Origin of the sequence: Arthrobacter sp. StoSoilB20 (assembly GCF_019977295.1) — a bacterium.
Classification (GTDB): domain Bacteria; phylum Actinomycetota; class Actinomycetes; order Actinomycetales; family Micrococcaceae; genus Arthrobacter; species Arthrobacter nicotinovorans_A.
On record NZ_AP024651.1, the window covers coordinates 3,099,454 to 3,121,268 of the forward strand.

Genomic DNA, 21,815 nt, shown 5'->3' on the forward strand with positions numbered 1-21,815 from the left:
TCAGCAGATCCTTCCGAGCGGTGCAATGCCATCGGGGTTCCGGTTCTCGAGGATCCCCGCGACACCATCGAGTTGGATCCGGTCCTTGGCAGCGGCGTCAAATGCTTCTTTGCCTCCGGGCAGCTGCGACCAGTCGATCTTGTACAGCGCAGCATTGCCTTCCCGGACAACAAGTTGAAGGTAGGGAATGGAGTCAGGCTGGGTTAATCCCGCCTTTGGCTCGTCCCACGCCCGGATCCGGCCATCGGCAATGTACACCCATTCAATGCCCAATTCAGCGGCTGCGTCCCGCGCCTCTGAATCCGTGGCAAGCTCGGGAAGCTTTTGAAGCACCAACAACTGGCGGTTCGTGGGAAGGATTTCGAAGTGGCGGATCATGGGCATGCGGTTGCCCAGTGCGTACATCCAGACTGAACCGTCGCAGGAGTCGTTCAGGACGGTGGCATCCTGTGGCACGTACTGGTCCATCTTGCTGAGCAGCCCGACTTCGGACGCGCTCAACGTGGCACCGTCCACCTTGGTATTGATGTTGATGCGTTGGGCGTTTTGCTTGAAATAAGGGATGGCCGCAATACCACTGACAAGGAGCACTGCCGCGGCGGCAACTGCAGTGACCACGTGGCTTGGCCTGCGACCGGCTTTGCTTCCATCCGCAGTGGTGCCAGCCGACCTGCTGCGCACCTTTTCAATCAGCCAGGCAATGCCTTCGGCAAGCTGCGCTACTCCCAAGCCCGCAAGGGGCACCAGGAGCATGACGAGGATACCGAAAATACGCCATTGGTCGTCGTAGAACGGGGCTGTCAGGGTCATGAAGCGCGGGTTGTCCGTTCCCATGGTGTAGACCGAGAGGAAAGCGAAAGCCAGGACAGGACCGAAGTACCACCACATCCGGATTCTGAGTACTACCGCCAGGCAGCCGAGCGCCACAAGGGCCGTCAGGATCGGCATGGCCATGGAACCGTGGTTCAGGAAGATGATGTTTTGGATTGCGCCGTTGCGGTCGGTGTCCGCGGCCCAAACCTGCTTGGAGACGCGTTCTGATTCCTTCAGCATCTGGGCGATGATCGGCCAGCCAAGGACCACTGCCAGAACACCGGAGACTGCAAGGTAAACGGTGATGCCAAGGATCCTGCCCTTGCGGCGGATCAGCGCGGAAAGCAACCAGAAAATCAGTACGGGGAGCACCACGAAGGCGAGCGAAGGATGGACTGCTATCAGTCCTACCGCTCCGAAGGCTATGCCAGGGATCCAGAACTTCTGCCGTTCCACTGCCCCTCTGACTGCAAGCAGGGCAAACGGGCCCACCAGCAGCATGCCTGCAAAGAATGGAATCAGCGGGCCACGCCAGAGGAGATCGTACGGGTATACGGTAAACCAGCCGGAAACGGCTGCGGCGGCAGCCAAGGCAACCGGACGGCGGGTGACCAGCATGGTCAAGGCCATGGTGCTCAAGGGGAGTTGAACTGCCATCATCACCAGGACAAAGACATTCAGGAATACCGGGATGCTGACGCCGCTCATCGGCCAGAAAAGCGACAACACCGCATGGAAGGCAATCGGGTAGCTCCGGATCGGAGCCTCAGGAATTGTGGTGTCGTAGTAGGCAAAGTTGCCGGCGACACTCGGATCCCATTCGTGGTTCACCGAAATAAGCCGGATCATGTTGGCGTGCCAGGGAATATCCCAGTCCTGGTTGATCCCCTGGAGGCCTTCGGTACCCACGATCCATGAGACCGCCGCAACAACACCGCCGGCGGCCAGGCCGGCGAGGAGGATCCACCACGAGCCCTTAAAGCCCTGTTTTCCGAAGACAGGCGGCTGGGCAGGGACCCCGAACTTATCCGGGAAATAGCGCCTCAGCGCAATCCTCACAGCAAACAGGAGCGCAGACAGGACCAGCAGGACAGCAGTCACCGGAAGCAACTGCCAGCTCAGTCCCAGCGCGTTGCCCATGACACCGATGACGGTCAAAACGCCCATTCCCAGCAACGGTGCCACTACGGGGAGCAATACGCGGCGAACACCCAAAGCTTCGCCCAGGATCCAGCCTGGACCCCACCACAACACAACGATCAGGAGTACACACAACAGCAGCGGGCCGATACCCATTCCTACGATCGCCTTTCTTAGATGCTTCCACCAGCCATCCGTTGACAGACGACTCTTTGCAATTGGACGCGGTTAGTTACGTTCCCGCAGCCACGCCACAGCTTGATCGGCCGGGCCCTCGAACTGGACTGTTCCGGAGGACAACACCACGCCCCGATCGCAGATCCGGGAAATCATGTCGAGGTCATGGCTGACCACAACCAAAGTGCGCCCCTCGTCCGAGAGCTGCTTGATTTTCGCCAAGCACTTCCTCTGGAAAGGTTCATCACCCACGGCAAGGATTTCATCTACGAGGAAAATGTCCGGCTGGGTGTGAACTGCCACTGCAAAGGCGAGGCGGAGGAACATCCCCGAGGAATAGAACTTAACTTCGGTATCGATGAACTGTTCGATCTCGGAAAAGGCAACGATATCGTCGAACTTCTCTTGGATCTCCTGCTCCGTCATACCCAGGATGGCGGCGTTGAGGTAGACATTTTCACGCCCGGACAGGTCCGGGTGGAAACCGGCGCCTACCTCGATCAAGCCGGCAACCCTGCCTTTGGTTCGTACAGTCCCCTGGTCGGGCAGGATGACTCCGGAAATGAGCTTCAAAAGCGTGGACTTACCCGAACCGTTGAAGCCCAGCAACGCCACGGTCTCGCCCGGCTGGATCTCAAAACTGACATCATGCAGGGCATCGAACTTCTTGGTGAGGTCCCCCTTGCGCCCCTTCACAAGCCACACCAGCGTTTCCTTCAAGGAGTGCGAATGGCGGAGGTTGAAGGTCTTCTTCAGGCCCTTGACGATTACTGCAGCACCCATTTAGACCTCCTGCGCAAAGTGGCCCTCGAGCCGTCGGAAGACGATCTGGCCAATAACAAGGAACAGCGCCGCCATGCCCAGGCCGATGAAGCCCGTCACCAGGAGGTGCGGGGGCAATTCGACTGGCTGATTGACGGTGGGGTACCAAAACGCCCAATGGAACAGTTCCACCGCAACGGTAATGGGGTTCAGCTGGTAGATCGTCAAGACCCACGGAGCTGCCAGGCGGCGGATCATGGTCCAGTCGTACAGAACCGGCGATGTCCAGGTGACGATCATCATCAGCATGTCGACGATGTTCTCAGCGTCCCGGAAAAAGACATTGATGGCACCGGCCAGCAGTCCGAGGCCAGTAGCCGTGACAGCCACGATGACGAACCCCAGGAGGGCGCCAAAGAGCTGCATGAGGTCCGGATGCCATCCGCTCAGGAGGGCTGCGGCCAGCAGAACGATCAACTGCGGCAGGAAGTGCACGGCGGCCACCCATACAGAGGCCACCGGGAACAGCTCACGCGGAAGATAAATCTTCTTGACCAGCGCCGCGTTCGACACGATGGATCGGGTGGCGTTCGAGAACGCCTCGGAGAAGAAGTTGATCACAATGACGCCGGAGAACATGTAAAGCGCGTAGTTGGGAATTTGGTCCCCAACGCGCAACACGATGCCCAAGGCGAAAAACAGGACCACGTACTGGACCAACGGCTTGACGTAGGACCACGCCAAACCCAGCACCGAGCCGCGATAGCGGACACGGAGCTCCTTGCGGACAATCAGTTTGAGCAGGTACCGCCGGCGGTAGACGTCCAGCAGTCCGGCGCCCACCCCCGGAACTGCATACGTATCAGTGGAGTTCGACATCGCTACTTGCCGGGCTCCGACTTTTCAAAGGTTTCCCGCCAGGAGTCCATCGACGTGATCTCAGGAAGGGCTTCACGATACTGCGCACGCAGGGACTCCCAATTGGAGAAGAGCTGGGCGTGCAGTTTTGCCGATTCCACCACGAGCTGGCGGGCCAGCTTGGGGTCACGCAGGTGCCAGGAGGCTCCCGTGCCGTCCGCGTTGGACACGACGGCGCTGTCCAGGTGCGCCAGGCTCCACCATTTGCCATCCTGGTGCGCTACCTGCGCCTCGGGGTTCTCCTTGGCGGAGTCACGCACAGGGGCCAGGGTTTGCTTCAGGACGGTCTTCACAGCCCAGGGCAGCAGGCCAAGTGCGCCTGGCTGCTTGTAGGACTGGGGTTTCTTGGGCGGACGCTTACGGAAGACCTCCGGGAAGGCCCCTGGATCCGTCTTGACCTGGGAGTCCTGGAATTCCTCGCGCATTGCGCGCAGTTTGGGCATGGTGGTGGGCAACTGCTGGTGCAGTTTGCCTGGCCCCTCGAGGACGTCACGCAGGGCCATGATCCGCGCCTGCTCAGGGTAATACTGCATGGACACCAAGTGCTTGACATCCGTGTTCAAGCTTTCGCGCAGGATCCGTCCGCCCTTGGGGAACGGTGAGTGCAGGAGCGTCGCGATGAGCCTGTTGCGCTCGTGGTAGTAGGCCTGCCAGTCAACTGAATCGTCCTTGTCGGCCCAGGAGACGTGCCAGACCGCTGCACCGGGGAGAGTGACCGTGGGGTATCCGGCAGCCCGGGCGCGCAGTGAGTATTCAGCGTCATCCCACTTGATGAAGACGGGGAGGGAGAGGCCAATGGTCTCCACCACGGTCTTGGGGATAAGGCACATCCACCAGCCGTTGTAGTCAGCATCCCAGCGCCTGTGCAGTTGGGGGGTGGACCGCAGGCCGGCAGATGAGAAGTCATGGTTGCCCAGGCCCTCTACGGGGCCCCACAGGAAGCGGTAGAAGTTCACTACCTCGGAGTAGGCATGCAGTACTGACTTGTTGTACATGTCAAACATGTGGCCACCAACAATGGTGGGCTTGCGGCAGAGGTCAGCGAACGCCACGGCGCGCATGACGCCCTCGGTCTCTAGCTCAATGTCATCGTCAAGCAGCATGACGTAGTCGCTCTTGTCGGAAACGACCATCTCGTACATGTTGCGGGCGAAGCCCCCGGAGCCACCGAGGTTGCCTTGGTTGATGATCCGGAGCTGGTCACCCATGGACGCTGCGACGGCATCGAATCCGGCTTCGTCGGCGACCTTCTTGTTGCCTTGGTCCACGATGATCAGCTCGGCGAGGATCTCCCTCAAGCCGGCGTCGGCGTCGATCGACTTGATCGTCTCGAGGCAGTAGTCTGCGCGGTTGAACGTGGTGACGCCCAGCGTCACGCGGCCCTGGGGGCGTCCGTCATCCGGAACCGACCAGTGCGCACTGTTCAGTGTCATGCCATCGCCGCCTGCGATGAGGTCGAACCAGTACCAGCCGCCGTCGCCGAATGGCGCCAACGTCAACTCAAAGTCATTGCTGGCCGTGCCCTCAACGAGGATGGAGTCAACACGCTGCGAGGCGCCGCGTGCGTTGGAGCGGTAAACAATGACCGTCCCCTCGCCCTCTGTTTCAAGGTGCAGGACTGTCTTGGTGGCAACGGTCCACTTCCGCCAGTAACTGGCCGGAAAAGCGTTGAAATAGGAGCCGAAGGAGAGCCGCTCGCCTCGGCGGACCTGCACGGAACCACGGCCCAGGATGTCCTCGGGGTGCAGCTTCCGCGTCATGCCAACGGCCTGCACGACGGCGCTGCTGTCGCCATCTTCCTTTTTCACCTTGCTGGTGTCCGGGTCGACGTACAGGGGAAGGGTGTCGAGGTCGCGGTTGGCGGGGAAAACAACACGCTGAACTATGCGCAGGTTTTCCTTGGCCGGTGCCAGGTCATCCGTGGTGGTCATCGCAGTCTTCTGACTTTCGTTCGTAGTAGCCGTCATGCGTCCACTCCCCCGCTTTCAAGCTTGGCGCCGCCAGTGAAGTGCGGCTTGATCTTGTTGTCGTACATGGAAAGGGCAGAGCCAATGGCCATGTGCATGTCGAGGTACTTGTAAGTTCCCAAGCGGCCGCCGAAGAGGACGGACTTCTCGCCGCGGGCAAGGTCACGGTAGGCGAGCAGCTTCTGGCGGTCATCAGAGGTGTTGACCGGGTAGTACGGCTCATCGCCCTTTTCAGCGAAGCGTGAGAACTCGCGCATGATGACCGTTGCGTCCTTGGTGTAGTCACGCTCAGGGTGGAAGTGGCGGAACTCGTGGATGCGCGTGAAAGCTGCATCAGCGTCCGGGTAGTTCATCACAGAACAGCCTTGGAAGTCCTCAATGGGAAGTACTTCTTCTTCGAGGTCGATGGTGCGCCATGACAGGTCGCCCTCGGCGTAGTCGAAGTAGCGGTCCACCGGGCCGGTGTAAATGACGGGAACCTGGCCAAGAACGGAAGACCGGCCATATTCGCCGTCGTCGAAGAAGTCCGTGTTCAGGACGACCTCGATGTTGGGGTGGTCCGCCATCCGCTCAATCCAGGCTGTGTAACCGTCAACCGGGAGACCTTCATAGGTGTCGTTGAAGTACCGGTTGTCATAGTTGTACCGGACTGGAAGCCGGGAAATAATTTCAGCGGGCAGGTCCTTGGGATCCGTCTGCCACTGCTTGCCTGTGTAGTGCTTGATGAATGCCTCGTACAGGGGGCGGCCAATCAGCTGGATGCCCTTGTCGTTGAGGTTCTGCGGATCGGTACCGGCCAATTCACCGGCCTGCTCCGCGATGAGTGCTTTCGCTTCGGTGGGGCTCATTGCCGACCGGAAGAACTGGTTGATGGTGCCCAGGTTGATGGGCATCGGGTACACCTCGCCTTTGTGGCTGGTGTACACCTTGTGCTGGTAGCTCGTGAACTGGGTGAAGCGGTTCACGTATTCCCAAACGCGTTCATTCGACGTGTGGAAGAGGTGGGCACCATAGCGGTGGACCTCGATTCCCGTCTGCGCTTCGTTCTCGCTGTAGGCGTTTCCTCCAATATGGTGGCGGCGATCGAGCACCGCGACCTTCAGCCCCAACTCGGTAGCGGCGCGTTCTGCAATGGTCAGGCCAAAGAAACCCGAGCCGACGACGACGAGATCAGCGTTCACAAACTCTCCTGTGTATTGGCGTGCGGGCACAGAAATGCCCACGTCTACTGGTCAAGGCTACCCGACATGACGCGGGTTCCCTGTATCCGGGGCGGGGCATGGTGGCGACGGGCCGCACCGGGAAACGGCAAGGGGAGGTTGGCCGGCGGCCAACCTCCCCTTGGTGCTTTGCTTGATCCGGAGTGCTCAGAGAGTGATGACTGAGCCGGATTTCGCGGATTCCAAAACGGCCTCTGCGACCCTCAGGGTCTCAAGGCCTTCGGCCATGGTGACGATGTTCAGCGACTTTCCGAGAACTGCATCACGGAATGCCTCATGCTCCATTTTGAGGGGTTCCCGCTTGGCAAGCGCAAAGCGAGTCGAGGATCCCTCGGATACTCCACGGAACGCCGCGACGGAATCCCAGTCCGTCTGGAACGTACCGTTCTCCACGAAGGTCAGATCCGCGGAAATGGTGTCAGCAATGAACGCTCCGCGTTCACCGAGAACCACTGTGGTGCGTTCCTTCATGGGCGACAACCAGTTGACGATGTGGTTGGTCACAACACCACTCTTGAGGTGGCCGATGGCCGTGACCATATCTTCATGCTCGCGGCCGCTGCGGGACGTAGTGTGGGCAACGACATTGACGAAGTTGCTCTGGGCCAGCCAGGCCGTGAGGTCAATGTCATGGGTTGCGAGGTCCTTGACCACGCCGACATCGGCGATGCGGGCCGGGAACGGTCCCTGGCGCCGCGTGCTGATCTGGTAGACGTCGCCCAGGTCCCCGTTCTCCAACCGGTCCCGGAGGCTTTGCAGGGACGGGTTGAACCGCTCAATGTGCCCGACGGCGCCGATGAGGCCCCTGGATTCAAAGGCTTCAGAAATGCGCCGGCCGGACTCGGAATCATTTGCGATCGGTTTCTCCACGAGGCAATGAACGCCAGCCTCGGCGAGCTGGAGTGCCACTTCCTCGTGCAGGATGGTGGGCACTGCCGCGACAGCCATGTCGATGCCCTGAGCGATGAGTTCCTCAACCGTGGAGAAGACCGTCAGGCCGTCGGCAACGTTGTGGGGGTCGCCGAAGGAATCGGCTACGGCAACCAAATCAACGCCTTCAAGCTCACGAATGACACGGGCGTGGTGGCGCCCCATCATTCCCAGTCCGATGAGGCCTGCGCGCAGATTTGCCACTAGCTGCCCGCCTTGGCCACAGCGTTGACGGCTGCAACAATCCGGTCCAGGTCATCCTGGCTCAGTGACGGGTGTACCGGCAGCGACAGGACGCTGGCAGCGGCCTCTTCAGTGACGGGGAGGTCATCGGAGGTCTGGAAAGGTGCAAGGCGATGGTTGGGAATCGGGTAATAGACTCCGCAACCGACGTTGTATTCTTCGCGGAGGGCCTTGGCGAAACCGTCGCGGTCTTCAGCGATGCGGATCGTGTACTGGTGGTAGACGTGCTCGTAACCCTCAGCGACCTTCGGCGTGACGACGCCTTCGATGTTCGCGTCAAAGAATGCCGCGTTCTCCTGACGGGTCTTGGTCCAGCCGTTGACCTTGGTCAACTGGACGCGGCCAATGGCGGCATGGATGTTGGTCATCCGGCAGTTGAAACCAACCAGTTCGTTTTCATACTGGCGCTCCATGCCCTGGTTGCGCAGCAGGCGGAGCCGACGCTCGACGTCGTCCAGTCCAGTGCTGACCATGCCGCCCTCACCGGACGTCATGTTCTTAGTGGGGTAAAGGCTGAACATGGCGAAGTCTCCGAAGGTGCCAACCTTGCGTCCGTTGACCGCTGCGCCATGGGCCTGTGCCGCGTCCTCGAAGACCTTGACGCCGTGCTTGGAGGCAAGGGCGCCAATTGCATCCACGTTAAACGGGTGGCCGTAGAGGTGCACCGGCATAATCGCAGCGGTACGATCCGTGATCTTCGACTCCACGGATGCCGGGTCCAACGTGTAGTGGTCGGGATCAACGTCGGCAAAAACCGGAGTTGCACCCGTCAATGCCACCGAGTTGGCGGTCGCCGCGAAGGTGAAGGACGGAACAATGACCTCGTCCCCAGCGCCGATACCGGCAGCCAAAAGGCCAAGGTGCAGGCCGGACGTGCCGGAGTTAACAGCTACCGCTGCCCTGCCGTCAAGGAGGACCTGGGAGAACTCCTGCTCGAAAGAGGCTACCTCCGTGCCTTGGGCGAGCTGGCCGGAAGCCAACACGGCATCAACGGCCTTGCGCTCTTCATCGCCGATGATGGGTTTGGCGGGGGGAATGAATTCGGGGCTCATGCCTCTACCTCTCGAAGGGTCTCGTTCTGTTCAACATACGTTGCGCCGGTTTCCGGACACACCCAGTTCTCACCGCTGCGCTGCAACGGGAAACCGGCCTTGCCGACCCAGCCATGACGCTTGGCCGGGACTCCGACCATCAGGGCAAAATCCGGGACGTCTTTGGCCACTACCGCTCCAGCGGCAACTGTGGCCCACCGACCAATGGTCACGGGCGCGACGCACACGGCGCGGGCACCGATTGAGGCGCCCTCCCGGATGGTGACGCCAACCGGCTCCCAATCATGGGCGCTCTTCAAGCTGCCGTCGGGGCCTACAGCTCGGGGGTAGGTGTCGTTGGTCAGCACAACTGCCGGGCCAATGAACACACCGGCTTCCAGTTCCGCGGGCTCGTAGACAAGTGCATAGTTCTGGACTTTGCAGTTGTCTCCCATCTTGACCCCGGTGCCGATGTAGGCACCTCGTCCCACGATGCAATTGACGCCTAGCTCGGCCTGCTCGCGGACTTGGGCAAGATGCCAAATCTTTGATCCATCACCAATTACCGCCTTGTCTGAAACATCGGCGCTCTCTGCAACCACTATCACCGGTGAAGGTCCTTCCTCATTGAGCACACGCGACAACGAGATTCATCTTAGCGGAGACACCATGCCGCAGCGTCAAGGGCCATCCGCGAAGATCGATGCCCGTTTGTCCACATACGTCCTGCAAGGGGCTGCGGCGTGGCCGGACCACCCATACGGTCAGGTGTAAGGCCCACAAAGAAGGGCCGGAGTTTCACAGATCAAGGGAAGACGGAAGCCATGACGTTGGAATGCACATTGGTGAGGGGACCGGCGGCTGCGGATTCTTCGGCTCCGGAGGAGCTGACCATCAAGGTCCCGGCGGGTACATCCGGGACCAGGCTTCAGTCAATCCTCGGGGAGGAGCGCGGGACTGGTCCGCTGGAAGTGGATGGACAGGATATATCGGAGATGACAGTAGGCCGTCCTCCCTTGGTGTCAGGCGCAATCATCGTCGATGGCCCTGCACCACGGCAGGCCGCCGCCCCATTGCCCCTGCCCCTGCCCCTGTTATTGCTCGTTCATTCCGGGCCCAGTGCAGGGGCTGTATTCCGTATTCATCGGGGCCGGTTCCGGATTGGCCGCGGCACCGCAGAGATTTCCCTGCCCGATCCCGGCATGTCCAGGGAGCACGCCGTTCTGGATGTTTCCAGCACAGCCATGACCCTTAGCCGGGAAGGTGCCGGCAACCCGACCTTCGTGGATGGGCGGCCTGTCCGGCAGGCCGCCGTGACATCGCAATCAAGAATTCTCTGCGGCAACACCGTATTCTCCGTTACCACGGAGACGAGTCTGCTGCCACAAATTTCCAAGGATGCCGGCCGGTCCGTGGAAGAACCCCTGGAAGTGGCGCATGCCGGCCGGCAGGGAAACCGCGCGGCGATCATTCTTACCGCGATTCTGCCGCTCATCGCGGGCATCGGACTGGCCGTTGCCACAGGAATGTGGATGTATCTGGGATTCACCGCCATCTCGGCGCTCACCCTTCTGGTCCCCTTCATTGCAGGACGGAAGAACCGCCGGGACTGCGCAGCGGCTGTGGCAAGGGCTGCTCAAGAGGATCTGGTTCGCCGGCAACGATGTTCCCCTTCCGCGGCGGAGTTGGCCGTGATGGCATCCGGGGGCTCCACAGCTGCCGCGCCAGATGCCCGGAGCGCACCTGCGGAGCCCGGTTCGTCGTCCTTCCAACCGCCAGGCCGCCTCGCCGGGGCACCCGTACTCGTTGAGCCCGGTACCTGGATACGGCTGGGAACTGCCAACGCCATGGCGAATATCCGGTTGGCACCTGATGATCCAACGTTCAACGCGCCGGAAATCGGATCAGCCGCAGTGACCTTGGACCCGGAACTTCCCACTGTGGTACTTGACGGGCCTCACCACCACGTTGATTCCTTGCTGCGTTTCATGATGATGCAAATGGCCGCCTTCCCTGGTGCTGCACAGACGCCGGTAGTCGTCCTGGGGAGTGTCGGAAGGCTGCCGCTAAGCGCCCGATTCCTGCCGGGGGTGACACTTGCGACCACATACGAGGCCGCCCTGGCCTCTATTCGCCGGCCGGTGAGCGGTACGCGTGGATTGCTGGTCATCATCGAGCACACGGCAAGCGAAGACAAGAACTCCTTGAAGCTGGTTCTTGGCGCTGCAGAACGGAACGGGTGGCAGGTGGTCCTTTGTGGCCCATCTGATGAACGCTCCGGCCCGCTGATCAAGCTTTCCCACTCCGGGACCAAGGGAACCCTGGAAGTCGCCGGCGAGCGCCGCAACTTCGTTCCGGACCTCGTCCCGATGGGTGTTTTCGATGCGTTCTGCCGCGGCATGTCGTCGCAGGGTCGTCACCAAGGCGCCGTACCCCAACAGTCTGTTCCTGAGCAGTGCGCCTTGGCTGCGCTTCTTCCTTTCGGGACCCGACGGGTTCTTCTTCGCTGGGAAGGGAATGCCAAGGTACCAGGGCTTGCGGCCGTTCTGGGCCAGGACCGCCACGGGCCGTTGACATTCGACTTCAAGCGCGACGGCCCGCACCTCCTGGTGGCCGGCACCACGGGTTCTGGAAAGTCCGAGCTGCTGAGAACCCTGGTGGCATCCATGGCCTTGACGTACTCCCCCGAGCACACGACCTTTCTTTTCATCGATTTCAAAGGCGGCTCCGGATTGCGCCCGCTCGCAGGACTGCCCCACTGCGTTGGCCTGTTGACCGATCTTGGCAGGCACCATTTGGATCGGGCCCTTACTTCGCTCCGCAGCGAGATCAGGTACCGCGAGGAGTTGTTCGCCGCCGCTGAAGTCACGGACCTGGACCAATACCACCGCGCGGCGGCGGACAACTATCCTGCGATTCCTCATCTGGTTTTGGTCATCGACGAGTTCCGCATGCTCATTGAGGAGGCTCCCGGCGCCCTCCGCGAACTCATGCGGGTAGCCACCATCGGCCGTTCCCTCGGAATCCACCTCGTCATGGCCACCCAGCGCCCCCAGGGCGCATTGACCGCCGATATCCGGGCAAACGTTGCCTCAAGCATCGCCCTGAGGGTGCAATCCGAAGCGGAGTCCACGGACATCATCAACTCCAAGGTCGCAGCATCGATACCGGCGGACATTCCTGGAAGGGCCTATCTGGTCCGGGCCTCAAGTGTCCCCGAAGAGTTCCAGTCCGCGTCACTGGCAGTTCCCCACGGCACGTTGGTTACTGGTGGTCCCGGAGTTGGCGTTCCGCGGCTGGTCCATGCCACCACCCTCGTACTCAACGGTGGTCCGCTCCAACAGAGCCCGTTGCCGGACCCTCTGCGCGATCAGGCAGATTCAATCGCGGATGAGGGTGTCCGGCAGCTTTTGGCCGCTGTCAAGGACGCATGGCACCGCCACGGCGGTTCCCTCCCCCGCCAACCTGTGGCGGCGCCCTTGCCATCAGCCATTCCCTGGGCCGAAGTTCTGTTCCCCGTGCCCGACACCAAGCTTCCCGTCCACAGGGATGCCACCAGCGCTATTCCCGCCCGCATTGAAACAGAGCCTTGGAGCATCGGTCCATTGGCCTGGGTAGACAAACCGACACGGCAAGTCGTGGAAACCCTGCAATGGTCCCCCACCAAGGACGGGCATCTTGCCATGATCGGGAGCCCTACGAGCGGAATGCACTCCTGCTTCAGGGCGGTTTCGGCCATGCTGGCAACTCAAGGTTCCCAGCCTCATTCCTACGTCCTGGATGGGGCCGGGATACTCGGCGACGTCCTCGGGCAAAGGGAAGTGGGGGCCTTGGCCGGCCTCCATCAGTTGCCGCTTGCTGCCCGCGTCCTGAAGCGCTTTGCCGGGGAAATGGACCGCAGGCGCAACATCAGTGAGTCCGCGAAGACCGACGATCCCCTCGCTTTGATCATTACTGGGTGGTGCTCGTGGGCAACTGCCTTCCGCGCCGGGCCTTCGGCCTGGGCAGAAAGCCTGCTGCAGGACATTGTGCGTGATGGGCGGTCCCTGGGCATCACCGTGTTGATTTGCGGGGAGCGGGAGCTGGTCGGGGCGCGCTTCTTTGCGGCGATTCAGAACCGGGCCTATTTTCCGCTGGGCTCCACCGAGGAGGCACGGTTCCATTGGCCCCGGCTTCCGGAAGTGGAGCCAAATCCAGGGCGGGCCATCGCCACAGGCAACTTCGTAGACGGAGACGTTGTGGTGTCGCAGTTTCTTGACGCCCCGGAGGCGGGACCCTGGCCGTTCGCTCACCTTCCCCTTAAGAAGCCGCCCTTCCGCCTGCGACCACTTCCTGATCGGCTGGACGAACAGGAATTCTGTGATGGTTTCAAGGAGTCCGGCATTACGGTGCGATCTGCCGGAGGAATATCGGACGGTGCACTGTGGATCGGAGTCGGGGGCGACGAAGCGTTGCCCGTTTCGCTGCCTCTTCGCTTAAAAGGTTCCAGCATCATCCTTGGCGGCGCCCGGTCTGGAAAAAGCACGGCTTTGGCATCACTGCGTCGCCTGAATCCTGCCGTTTCCTGGGTTGAACCGCCGGTGGGAACGTCTCCGGACTGCTTCTGGTCTACTACCGCACAGGAGGTTGAAAACCTGGACCCGCAGAGTATTTTGTTGGTGGACGACGCCGACTCACTGGGCACCCATGGGCGTCAGGCCATCACTGCCCTGAGCGGGAAGGTCCGGGGCATCGTCATGACGGCCACTCCCGGTCCGGCGCTCATCCAACAACTGCCGCTGGCGCGCGAGCTCCAGACAGCCCGGATGGGGTTGGTTCTTGCACCGGGATCTCCGCACGATGCCGAACTCCTGGGTGTCCGCCTGGAAACGGAGCGCCCAATGCGGCCCGGGCGCGGCTATGTGGTGGAGGGCGGAGACATACTGCCGTTTCAAGCAGTTCTTACATCAGGTGTTCCTGCGATTGGCGACTTCTGTTCCCCCACTGAGGCTCATTAGGTTCCCCAACCGAGGCCCACCAAGCCCCGCAACTGAGGCCCACCAGGTCCCCCAACCGGGCAAGCTAGAGGACCCCGGACGTGCCGCCGGTGCGCGAGGCGTAGGCAATGACGTCCTTGTGGAAAAGGAAAACGATCGCCGCAATGGCGGGGATGATCATGGCCAGACCCGGCACCACGAGACCGCCGGTCATGGTGGGAAAGCCTATGGTGAGGACGAACAACTGTGCCACAAGGGCCGCTGCCCGGGTCCAACGGTATCCACGGAAAAGAAAGTGGCCCACCGCGAACAGCCACACGGAGAAGGCCAAGAGCAGCCCCAGCGTGAAAACGGCGCCCCAGAAGGTCAGCACCGGAGCACCGGTAAGGAGTTGGTACGCGTACCAAGCCGCTGCACCCATCAGGGCCAGGGCTTCGAGAAGGACAACGGCTGAAATTACCGCGACCCCACGGGGCCGACGGCCCGCTGTGGAATTGCTCATTTCGTCGTTTGCCTGCGCATCGGAATTTTCACCCGGCTGCTGTCCGGAAGCGGGCTGGGATGGGTTTACGGGAGGTCTTGACACACTGGCACACTACCGGACATAGTCGTCTAGCAGTGAGGGCACTGGCGGCTGATGTGATGCATCGCTCACGGATTCCGGGCATTTCGACCACTAACACCCCTTGTTTACAAGGCGTTAACATGAAACGCTTGACTCAGACGACCAAGGGGGCCCATGCGGGCCCCTTTCCTTTGGAGCCTCTCGTGAATGTTTTCACAAAAGGCCTATCTAGTTCTCACGAATGGAGTGACTGATCAGCATGGATTGGCGTAACCGCGCAGCCTGCCTCGACAAGGACCCGGAGCTCTTCTTCCCAGTCGGCAACACCGGACCAGCACTTCTGCAAATCGAGGAAGCCAAGAGCGTCTGCCGCCGCTGCCCCGTAGTGGACACCTGCCTGCAGTGGGCGTTGGAGTCCGGACAAGACGCCGGCGTTTGGGGCGGGATGAGTGAAGATGAGCGTCGCGCTCTGAAGCGTCGCGCTGCCCGCGCTCGTCGCGCTTCCTAGACCCAAATACTAAAGAAGGCCGCGGACCATTTGGTCCGCGGCCTTCTTTTGTTAAACCTCGGCGTTGCGTGCGCCCTCCATTATTGGTGGGCAAGGTTCTTTAGTTAAACCTTGGCCCTGTGTGCGCTCCCCCATGTTTCGTGGCCAATCACAGTCAAAAGTCAGGCTCGGGCCAGGTTCAATACGATTTCGACGGCGGTCCCGCCCCCATCGCGCGGGCTCCATTGGATGGATCCACCGAGCTCGCTTGTCACCAGCGTGCGGACAATCTGCAAACCCAGGCCCTCGGTGTACTGACCATCCGGCAAGCCAACACCGTCATCGGCAATGGTCACGGTCAGGAATTCATCATTTCCGTCTCCGTCGGCCCGGTCAGCCAGGAGCCATACGGTCCCTGTGCGCCCCTCAAGGCCATGCTCCACGGCATTGGTTACCAGTTCGTTAATGACCAGGGCCAATGGTGTGGCGAAATCGCTGGGCAGTTCACCGAACAACCCGGAGCGTTCGGTTCGCACCTGCTGGGATGGCGATGCGACCTCGGCTGAGAGCCGGAACTGCCGACCTATCAACTCATCAAAATCAACACTCTGCGTCAACCCCTGGGAAAGGGTTTCATGGACGAGGGCAATGGTGGCCACACGCCGCATCGCTTGTTCCAGGCCCTGCTTCGCTTCGTCGCTGACCATGCGGCGCGATTGCATGCGCAGGAGGGCCGCAACAGTTTGAAGATTGTTCTTTACCCGGTGATGGATCTCGCGGATGGTGGCATCCTTGGTGACGAGCTCCATTTCCCTGCGCCGCAGTTCAGAGACGTCCCGGCACAGGACCAAGGCACCGAAACGGTGTTGTTCATCGCGCAAGGGAATGGCACGCAGGGAAAGGCTAACGCCGCGGGACTCAATCTCGCTCCGCCAAGGCATGCGTCCGGTGACAACCAGCGGCAGTGTCTCGTCCACCATCCGGCGGTCCTTAAGGAGCCCGGCAGTGACTTCCGCCAGTGACCGTCCCTCAAGCGACTCAACTTCGCCGAGTCGCCTGAAAGCCGATACACCGTTGGGGCTCGCGTACTGAACAATCCCCTCGGCGTCCAGTCTGATGAGCCCGTCCCCCACGCGTGGTGCGCCACGGCGTGATCCTGTGGGAGATGCGAAGTCCGGCCAGAGTCCCAGCGTGCCCATGCGGAGGAGATCATAGGCACACTGACGGTATGTCAGTTCCAGCCTCGAGGGCATGCGTGAGCTGGACAAATCCATGTGGGATGTCACGACGGCCAGCGTCCTGCCATTGCGCACCATGGGAACAGCTTCAACACGCAGGGCCATCTCGCTGCTCCAGCTTGTTTCGCTGGAGCGTTCGATCGAGCGGCTGTTCCATGCCTTGTCCACCAGCGGGCGGAGATCGGAACGGATGCCCTCACCCACGAAGTCCGCATGAAACACCGTATGGGATGTCGACGGACGGACGTGGGCGAGGGCTATATAACCGAACTCCGGGTGCGGGAACCACAAAGCAAGGTCCGCGAATGCCAGGTCGGCGACCATCTGCCAGTCACCGACGAGGAGGTGCAGCCATTCGGCATCCCCAGGCCCGAAATCAGCGTGTTCCCTGATGGGGTCTGTAAAGATTGCCACTGCACCTCCATTTGCGACGCCGGGATTGCCCCTAGCGTCGAACGATTGACCTCAAGAGCCTTAATGCTACCGACAGTGAAGCCATGTCGTCGGCTTCGAGCGCGTTGACCTCGTCAAACATGGTCTTGGCACGGCCGAGTTGCTCGGCATTCTGCCCTTCCCAGGCCTTCAGGCGATCTTCAGCGGAGGCGCCTGACTCCGTAGACTCAAGCACCGACATCGTCATATCCGCGACAGTTGAATAAAGGTCGTCGCGAAGGGCAGCCCTGGCCAGGGCCTGCCAGCGGTCATCACGCGGCAGTGAACTGATCCGTTCCAGCAACGAATCGACGTGGAAGCGGTTGAACACCGTGTAATAGACGTGTGCGACGGCTTCGACGCTGCCACCGCCGGTCTGGGCGATCCTGGCAATATCCAACAGCGCGTAACTTTCGAACAGCTCTGCCCACCTGTGGGCAAGGTGTTCGGGCAAATCCCAGCTGCGTGCTTTCTCAAGCCAACCCGAGATGCGTGTCTTGTCTTCGCCGCGGAGGTAGTCCAGCAATTTGGCCCGCAAAGGAGCCAGCATCGGCTTGAACGATTCCACAACCTCGGAAATCGGCTGCGATGCCATTCCTTGCCCAAGGATCCATCGAACGGCCCTGTCGAGCAGCCGGCGGATATCCAGGTGGACTTCGCTCCAGTGCTCAGTCGGGAACGATGCGGGCAGTGCATTCAACTCCGCCACCATGGGATCGAGATCGTAAATTTCGCGCAGGGCAACAAATGCCTTGGCAACTGCGACCTCATTGGCCGATGTTTCTTCAATGGCGCGGAAGGCAAAGGTTATGCCGCCCAGGTTGATGATGTCGTTGGCCACTACGGTTGCGATGATTTCGCGGCGCAGCGGGTGGGTGTCCAGTTCGGCGTCGAACTTCTCGCGCAACTGCTTGGGGAAGTAGTTCCGGATGGTCTCCGCAAACCAAGGGTCGTCGGCAAGGTTGCTATCACGCAGTGCCGCGCCGAGTTCGATCTTGGCGTAAGCCGCCAGGACTGCCAGTTCAGGCGATGTCAGGCCCTGACCTTGTTCCAGCCTTGCACGAAGCGTCTCTGTGGTGGGCAGAGCTTCGAGATCACGCTTGAGATCGGCGGACTTCTCCAACCAATCCATCAGCCGCTCATAGCTGGGACTCCACTCGGCAACCCGCGTCCGGTCATTCAACAACAGGATATTTTGGTCGATGTTGTCCTGGAGGACTAGTCGTCCCACCTCGTCCGTCATGTCTGCCAGGAACCCGGCCCGCTCTGCTGCCTCAAGCTTGCCGGCAGCGACCATGCGGTCCACGAAGATCTTGATGTTCACTTCATGGTCGGAGCAGTCCACACCGGCCGAGTTGTCGATTGCATCAGTGTTGAGGATGACCCCTTGCAGGGCAGCTTCGATGCGCCCACGCTGCGTCAAGCCGAGGTTTCCACCTTCTCCCACAACCTTGACCCGCAGATCACGCCCGTCCACGCGAATGGCGTCGTTGGCTTTGTCCCCTACGGCCGCATGTGTTTCTGTGCTTGCCTTGACGTAGGTTCCGATGCCGCCGTTGTAGAGGAGATCCGCCGGAGCCAGCAAAATCGCGCGAAGGAGTTCAGGCGGGCTCAGCTGTGTGGTGCCGTCGGGCAGGCCCAGCGCCTTACGCACTTGGTCGGAAACCGGTATGGTCTTGGCCTGGCGCGGGTAGACGCCCCCACCTTCACTGATGAGTGAACGGTCGTAGTCATCCCAGGAAGACCGGGGCAGTTCGAACAGCCGCTGACGTTCCTTGAATGATGCTGCGGCATCCGGTGTGGGATCAAGGAAGATGTGGCGGTGGTCGAAGGCGGCCAGCAGCCTGATGTGACGGGACAGCAGCATTCCGTTGCCGAAGACGTCACCGGACATATCACCAACACCGACCACCGTGAATTCTTCGGTCTGTGTATCCAGATCGAGTTCACTGAAGTGCCGCTTGACTGATTCCCATGCTCCGCGGGCTGTAATTCCCATGGCTTTGTGGTCGTAGCCCACCGAGCCGCCCGAGGCAAAGGCGTCTCCCAGCCAGAACCCATACTCGGCTGCGAGTCCATTTGCGGTGTCGGAGAACGTCGCAGTTCCCTTGTCAGCTGCCACCACAAGGTAGGAGTCGTCGCCGTCGTGGCGAACAACGTCCGACGGCGGGACGAGCCTTTCGCCGTCCGCTGAGGTCACCAGGTTGTCAGTGATGTCCAACAGGCCCCGGATGAAGGTCTTGTAGCTTTCGATTCCTTCCGCCATCCAGGCTGCCCGGTCGATCGCCGGTTTGGGCAACTTCTTTGCGAAGAAACCTCCCTTGGCACCCGTCGGAACGATCACAGCGTTCTTGACGGTCTGGGCTTTCACCAGGCCAAGGATTTCGGTGCGGAAGTCTTCGCGGCGGTCGGACCAGCGGAGACCACCGCGGGCGACCTTGCCGAAACGCAGATGCACGCCTTCAACCCGGGGTGAGTAAACCCAGATCTCATACATGGGGCGCGGGAAAGGCAGCCCGTCAATCGACGTCGGGTCCAGCTTGAAGCTGAGGTATTCCTTGTTCTGGAAGTAATTGGTCCGAAGGGTGGACTCAATGAGGTTCACGAAGGTACGCAGGACACGGTCAGCGTCCAACGTTGCCACCTGCTCGATGGATTCGGCCAAGGCCAGCCGTGCCGCTTCCTGGCGTTCGGACCGAAGTTCTTCAGGTACCGCGGGGTCGAACCGTGCGGAGAAGAGCTCGTTCAGGCCACGGGCTACATCGGGGTTGCCCAAGAGAGTGTCGGCGATGAAACCGAAGGAGTTGGTGTTCCCCATTTGCCGCATGTACTTGGCGTAGGCGCGGAGGACCACTACCTGACGCCAATGCATTCCTTCACGCAGCACCAGCCGGTCGAAGTTGTCCGACTCTACGGATCCCGTCACGGCGGCACCGAAGGAATCGCTCAAGAGTTCCCCCGTAGCAAGGGGGTCGACGCCGGCAGGGTACTTAAGTCCGAGGTCGTAAAGGAAGAAGTCACGGTGATCGGAGGTTTCGATCTCGAAGGGACGTTCATCCAAAACTTCAAGGCCGAGGTTGTGGAAGTAGGGAAGGATCTGGCTCAGGCTCTTAGGCTCCATGAGGTAGAGCTTGACGCGGGCGTCCTCCTCCAAAGCTTCGCCGGCACCTTCAGGCAGGTACACGTGTACCCCGGGTTTGACCTGCTTCGGTGCCTCCCCCGCCCTTTCAGCCTCGGCTCCGTACTTTTCGAAGCGCTCGATGTCCTCCAGGGCGTCTTCAACTTCGTAGTCCACGCGGTAGCCTGCGGGAAATGCCTCTGCCCACAGCGCGGACAGGACGTCGGCGCTCTCTGCCGACCGGTGCTCGCGGAGGACCTCGGTGATACCTTCACTCCAGGAACGGGATGCCCTCATGAGCCGGTGTTCCAGCTCGGCAACGTTGACTTCGGCCAGCTCAGCGGTGCGCGGCAGCCGGATCCTGAAAAAGACCCGGGCCAGGGCAGACTCAGTGATCCGGGCCTCGTAATCGATGCTCTCGGCTTGGAAGGTTTCCCGGAGTTCCTGTTCGATCCGAAGGCGAACGCTGGTGGTGTAACGGTCCCGGGGCAGGTACACCACGGCCGACATGAAGCGGCCGTAGATGTCAGGGCGAAGGAACAGCTTGGTTCGGCGTCGTTCCTGCAACCGCTGGATTCCAGTAGCGGTTGCCGCCAGGTCCGGTATCTCGATCTGGAACAGTTCATCGCGCGGGTAGGTCTCAAGGATGCCCAGGAGGTCCTTGCCCGAATGGGAGTCGATCGGGAACCCGGCGTTGCGCAGAACAGCATCCACCTTGTCCCGGACAATCGGAATGTTGCGCACGGAACCGGTGTAGGCGCTTGTTGCGAACAGCCCGATGAAACGCCGTTCCCCATTGACGTTGCCCTGGGCGTCGAAGCTCTTGACTCCGATGTAGTCAAGGTAGGCGGGCCGGTGGACAGTCGACCGGGAATTGGCTTTGGTAATGACCAAGGCACGCTTTTCCCTGGCGCGTTTTCGTCCGGCGTCTGTGAGGTGTTGAACCTGGCGCGTGGCGTCCCCGGCGCGCAGGAGCCCAAGGCCGCTGTCTTCACGGAGTTGCAGAACGTCCTCGCCATCCTGGTCCACGAGGTCGTACTCGCGGTATCCGAGGAAAGTGAAGTTGCCGTTGTCGAGCCAGCGCAGGAGATCCTGCGCCTGGCGAAGTTCGGCGATCTGCTCAGGGTGTGAGATGCCCCCAAGAGCTTCGGCGAGCTCAAGTGCCTTACTGCGCATCTTGGGCCAGTCTTCGACCGCTGCACGGACATCGCCCAGAACGCGCTGGAGTCCTTCGACCAATGCTGCACGGGCGTCGTCGCTGACACGGTCAATCTCAACGGCAATCCAGGATTCCATGTGCGAGGAGTTGTCGCCGTCACCCAAAAGATGGGCCACGCTTGGAAGTGCAGCGGTGTCGCCACTGGAAATACCGACGTTGGACGGGACCCGGGAGATGTTCCGGAGCTCCCCGGAAACACGGTCGCGGGTGACTACGAACAATGGGTGCATGACAAGCCGGATCGCGCAGTTTTGACGAACGAGTTCTGCGTTCACTGAGTCCACGAGGAAAGGCATGTCGTCGGTGACGATATACACGACACCTCGGTCAGCTTCACCGGAAATTTCGACGACGGCGTTGCCCGGCATCCGCGACTGGGCGACTTTCTTGTGATTTGTCGCCCGCGAGATCAGCAGCTCAGCCGAATAGGCGCGTGCGTCCTCCTCTGCGAGGTGTTCATAGTAGTCACCGAAGAAACCTTCACGGACAACTGCTGCTTCAGACCGATCCTCCACGCTGGATCCTGACGACATCTACAAACGCCTCCATCACATGTTGATTGCTGCGACTCTGCAGCCC

Annotated in this window: 13 protein-coding genes; 2 read left to right on the plus strand and 11 right to left on the minus strand. The window is 60.9% G+C overall.

Annotation, left to right across the window (positions count from 1 at the left end):
* The 8 genes from LDN85_RS14045 to LDN85_RS14080 form a co-directional block, all read right to left on the minus strand.
* Positions 1-2,109, minus strand: coding sequence for a DUF6541 family protein (locus LDN85_RS14045; RefSeq protein WP_223943352.1), 2,109 nt, complete (start codon positions 2,107-2,109; stop codon positions 1-3).
* 72 nt (positions 2,110-2,181) lie between these two features.
* Positions 2,182-2,913 carry an ABC transporter ATP-binding protein gene (locus LDN85_RS14050; RefSeq protein ID WP_026540068.1) on the minus strand — a complete coding sequence of 244 codons (732 nt, stop codon included), beginning with the start codon at positions 2,911-2,913 and terminating at the stop codon, positions 2,182-2,184.
* Positions 2,914-3,771 (minus strand): ABC transporter permease, encoded by an 858-nt coding sequence (locus LDN85_RS14055; RefSeq protein WP_026540067.1) that lies wholly within the window; start codon positions 3,769-3,771, stop codon positions 2,914-2,916. It abuts the gene before it with no gap.
* Between the two features lie 2 nt (positions 3,772-3,773).
* Complete coding sequence (locus LDN85_RS14060) at positions 3,774-5,777, minus strand: glycosyltransferase (RefSeq protein WP_026540066.1); 2,004 nt, start codon at positions 5,775-5,777, stop codon at positions 3,774-3,776.
* A complete protein-coding gene (gene glf / locus LDN85_RS14065; RefSeq protein WP_026540065.1) occupies positions 5,774-6,958 on the minus strand; it encodes a UDP-galactopyranose mutase in 1,185 nt (394 codons plus the stop codon). The genes LDN85_RS14060 and glf overlap by 4 nt, the downstream gene beginning before the upstream one ends.
* A gap of 186 nt (positions 6,959-7,144) precedes the next feature.
* The gene (locus tag LDN85_RS14070; protein ID WP_026540064.1) at positions 7,145-8,131 is read right to left on the minus strand and encodes a Gfo/Idh/MocA family oxidoreductase; all 987 of its coding nucleotides are present in this window, start codon (positions 8,129-8,131) and stop codon (positions 7,145-7,147) included.
* Positions 8,131-9,222, minus strand: coding sequence for a DegT/DnrJ/EryC1/StrS family aminotransferase (locus LDN85_RS14075; protein WP_026540063.1), 1,092 nt, complete (start codon positions 9,220-9,222; stop codon positions 8,131-8,133). Before LDN85_RS14075 ends, LDN85_RS14070 begins: the two co-directional genes overlap by 1 nt.
* On the minus strand, positions 9,219-9,809 hold the full coding sequence (locus tag LDN85_RS14080) for an acyltransferase (protein WP_223943353.1): 591 nt from the start codon (positions 9,807-9,809) through the stop codon (positions 9,219-9,221). Before LDN85_RS14080 ends, LDN85_RS14075 begins: the two co-directional genes overlap by 4 nt.
* Before the next feature lie 216 nt (positions 9,810-10,025).
* Here LDN85_RS14080 and LDN85_RS14085 point away from each other — a divergent pair, with 216 nt between their 5' ends.
* Entirely contained in the window at positions 10,026-14,198 is a 4,173-nt protein-coding gene (locus tag LDN85_RS14085; RefSeq protein ID WP_026546151.1) for an FtsK/SpoIIIE domain-containing protein, read from the plus strand.
* A gap of 64 nt (positions 14,199-14,262) precedes the next feature.
* On the opposite strand, the gene LDN85_RS14090 is transcribed toward LDN85_RS14085, so the two are convergent.
* Positions 14,263-14,763, minus strand: coding sequence for a hypothetical protein (locus tag LDN85_RS14090; protein ID WP_026540060.1), 501 nt, complete (start codon positions 14,761-14,763; stop codon positions 14,263-14,265).
* Positions 14,764-15,001: 238 nt separating this feature from the next.
* Here LDN85_RS14090 and LDN85_RS14095 point away from each other — a divergent pair, with 238 nt between their 5' ends.
* Entirely contained in the window at positions 15,002-15,250 is a 249-nt protein-coding gene (locus LDN85_RS14095; RefSeq protein WP_003804966.1) for a WhiB family transcriptional regulator, read from the plus strand.
* Positions 15,251-15,411: 161 nt separating this feature from the next.
* On the opposite strand, the gene LDN85_RS14100 is transcribed toward LDN85_RS14095, so the two are convergent.
* Both LDN85_RS14100 and LDN85_RS14105 read right to left on the minus strand, forming a co-directional pair.
* Positions 15,412-16,881 (minus strand): PAS domain-containing sensor histidine kinase, encoded by a 1,470-nt coding sequence (locus LDN85_RS14100; protein WP_026540059.1) that lies wholly within the window; start codon positions 16,879-16,881, stop codon positions 15,412-15,414.
* Positions 16,882-16,912: 31 nt separating this feature from the next.
* On the minus strand, positions 16,913-21,769 hold the full coding sequence (locus tag LDN85_RS14105; protein ID WP_223943354.1) for an NAD-glutamate dehydrogenase: 4,857 nt from the start codon (positions 21,767-21,769) through the stop codon (positions 16,913-16,915).
* Positions 21,770-21,815 lie beyond the last annotated feature (46 nt).

What these genes read in the sequence shown, in the direction of transcription:
- LDN85_RS14045 (WP_223943352.1), bottom strand. Translation starts at nt 2,109, where the DNA reads ATGGGTATCGGCCCGCTGCTGTTGTGTGTACTCCTGATCGTTGTGTTG.
- LDN85_RS14050 (WP_026540068.1), bottom strand. Translation starts at nt 2,913, where the DNA reads ATGGGTGCTGCAGTAATCGTCAAGGGCCTGAAGAAGACCTTCAACCTC.
- LDN85_RS14055 (WP_026540067.1), bottom strand. Translation starts at nt 3,771, where the DNA reads ATGTCGAACTCCACTGATACGTATGCAGTTCCGGGGGTGGGCGCCGGA.
- LDN85_RS14060 (WP_026540066.1), bottom strand. Translation starts at nt 5,777, where the DNA reads ATGACGGCTACTACGAACGAAAGTCAGAAGACTGCGATGACCACCACG.
- LDN85_RS14075 (WP_026540063.1), bottom strand. Translation starts at nt 9,222, where the DNA reads ATGAGCCCCGAATTCATTCCCCCCGCCAAACCCATCATCGGCGATGAA.
- LDN85_RS14085 (WP_026546151.1), top strand. Translation starts at nt 10,026, where the DNA reads ATGACGTTGGAATGCACATTGGTGAGGGGACCGGCGGCTGCGGATTCT.
- LDN85_RS14095 (WP_003804966.1), top strand. Translation starts at nt 15,002, where the DNA reads ATGGATTGGCGTAACCGCGCAGCCTGCCTCGACAAGGACCCGGAGCTC.
- LDN85_RS14105 (WP_223943354.1), bottom strand. Translation starts at nt 21,769, where the DNA reads ATGTCGTCAGGATCCAGCGTGGAGGATCGGTCTGAAGCAGCAGTTGTC.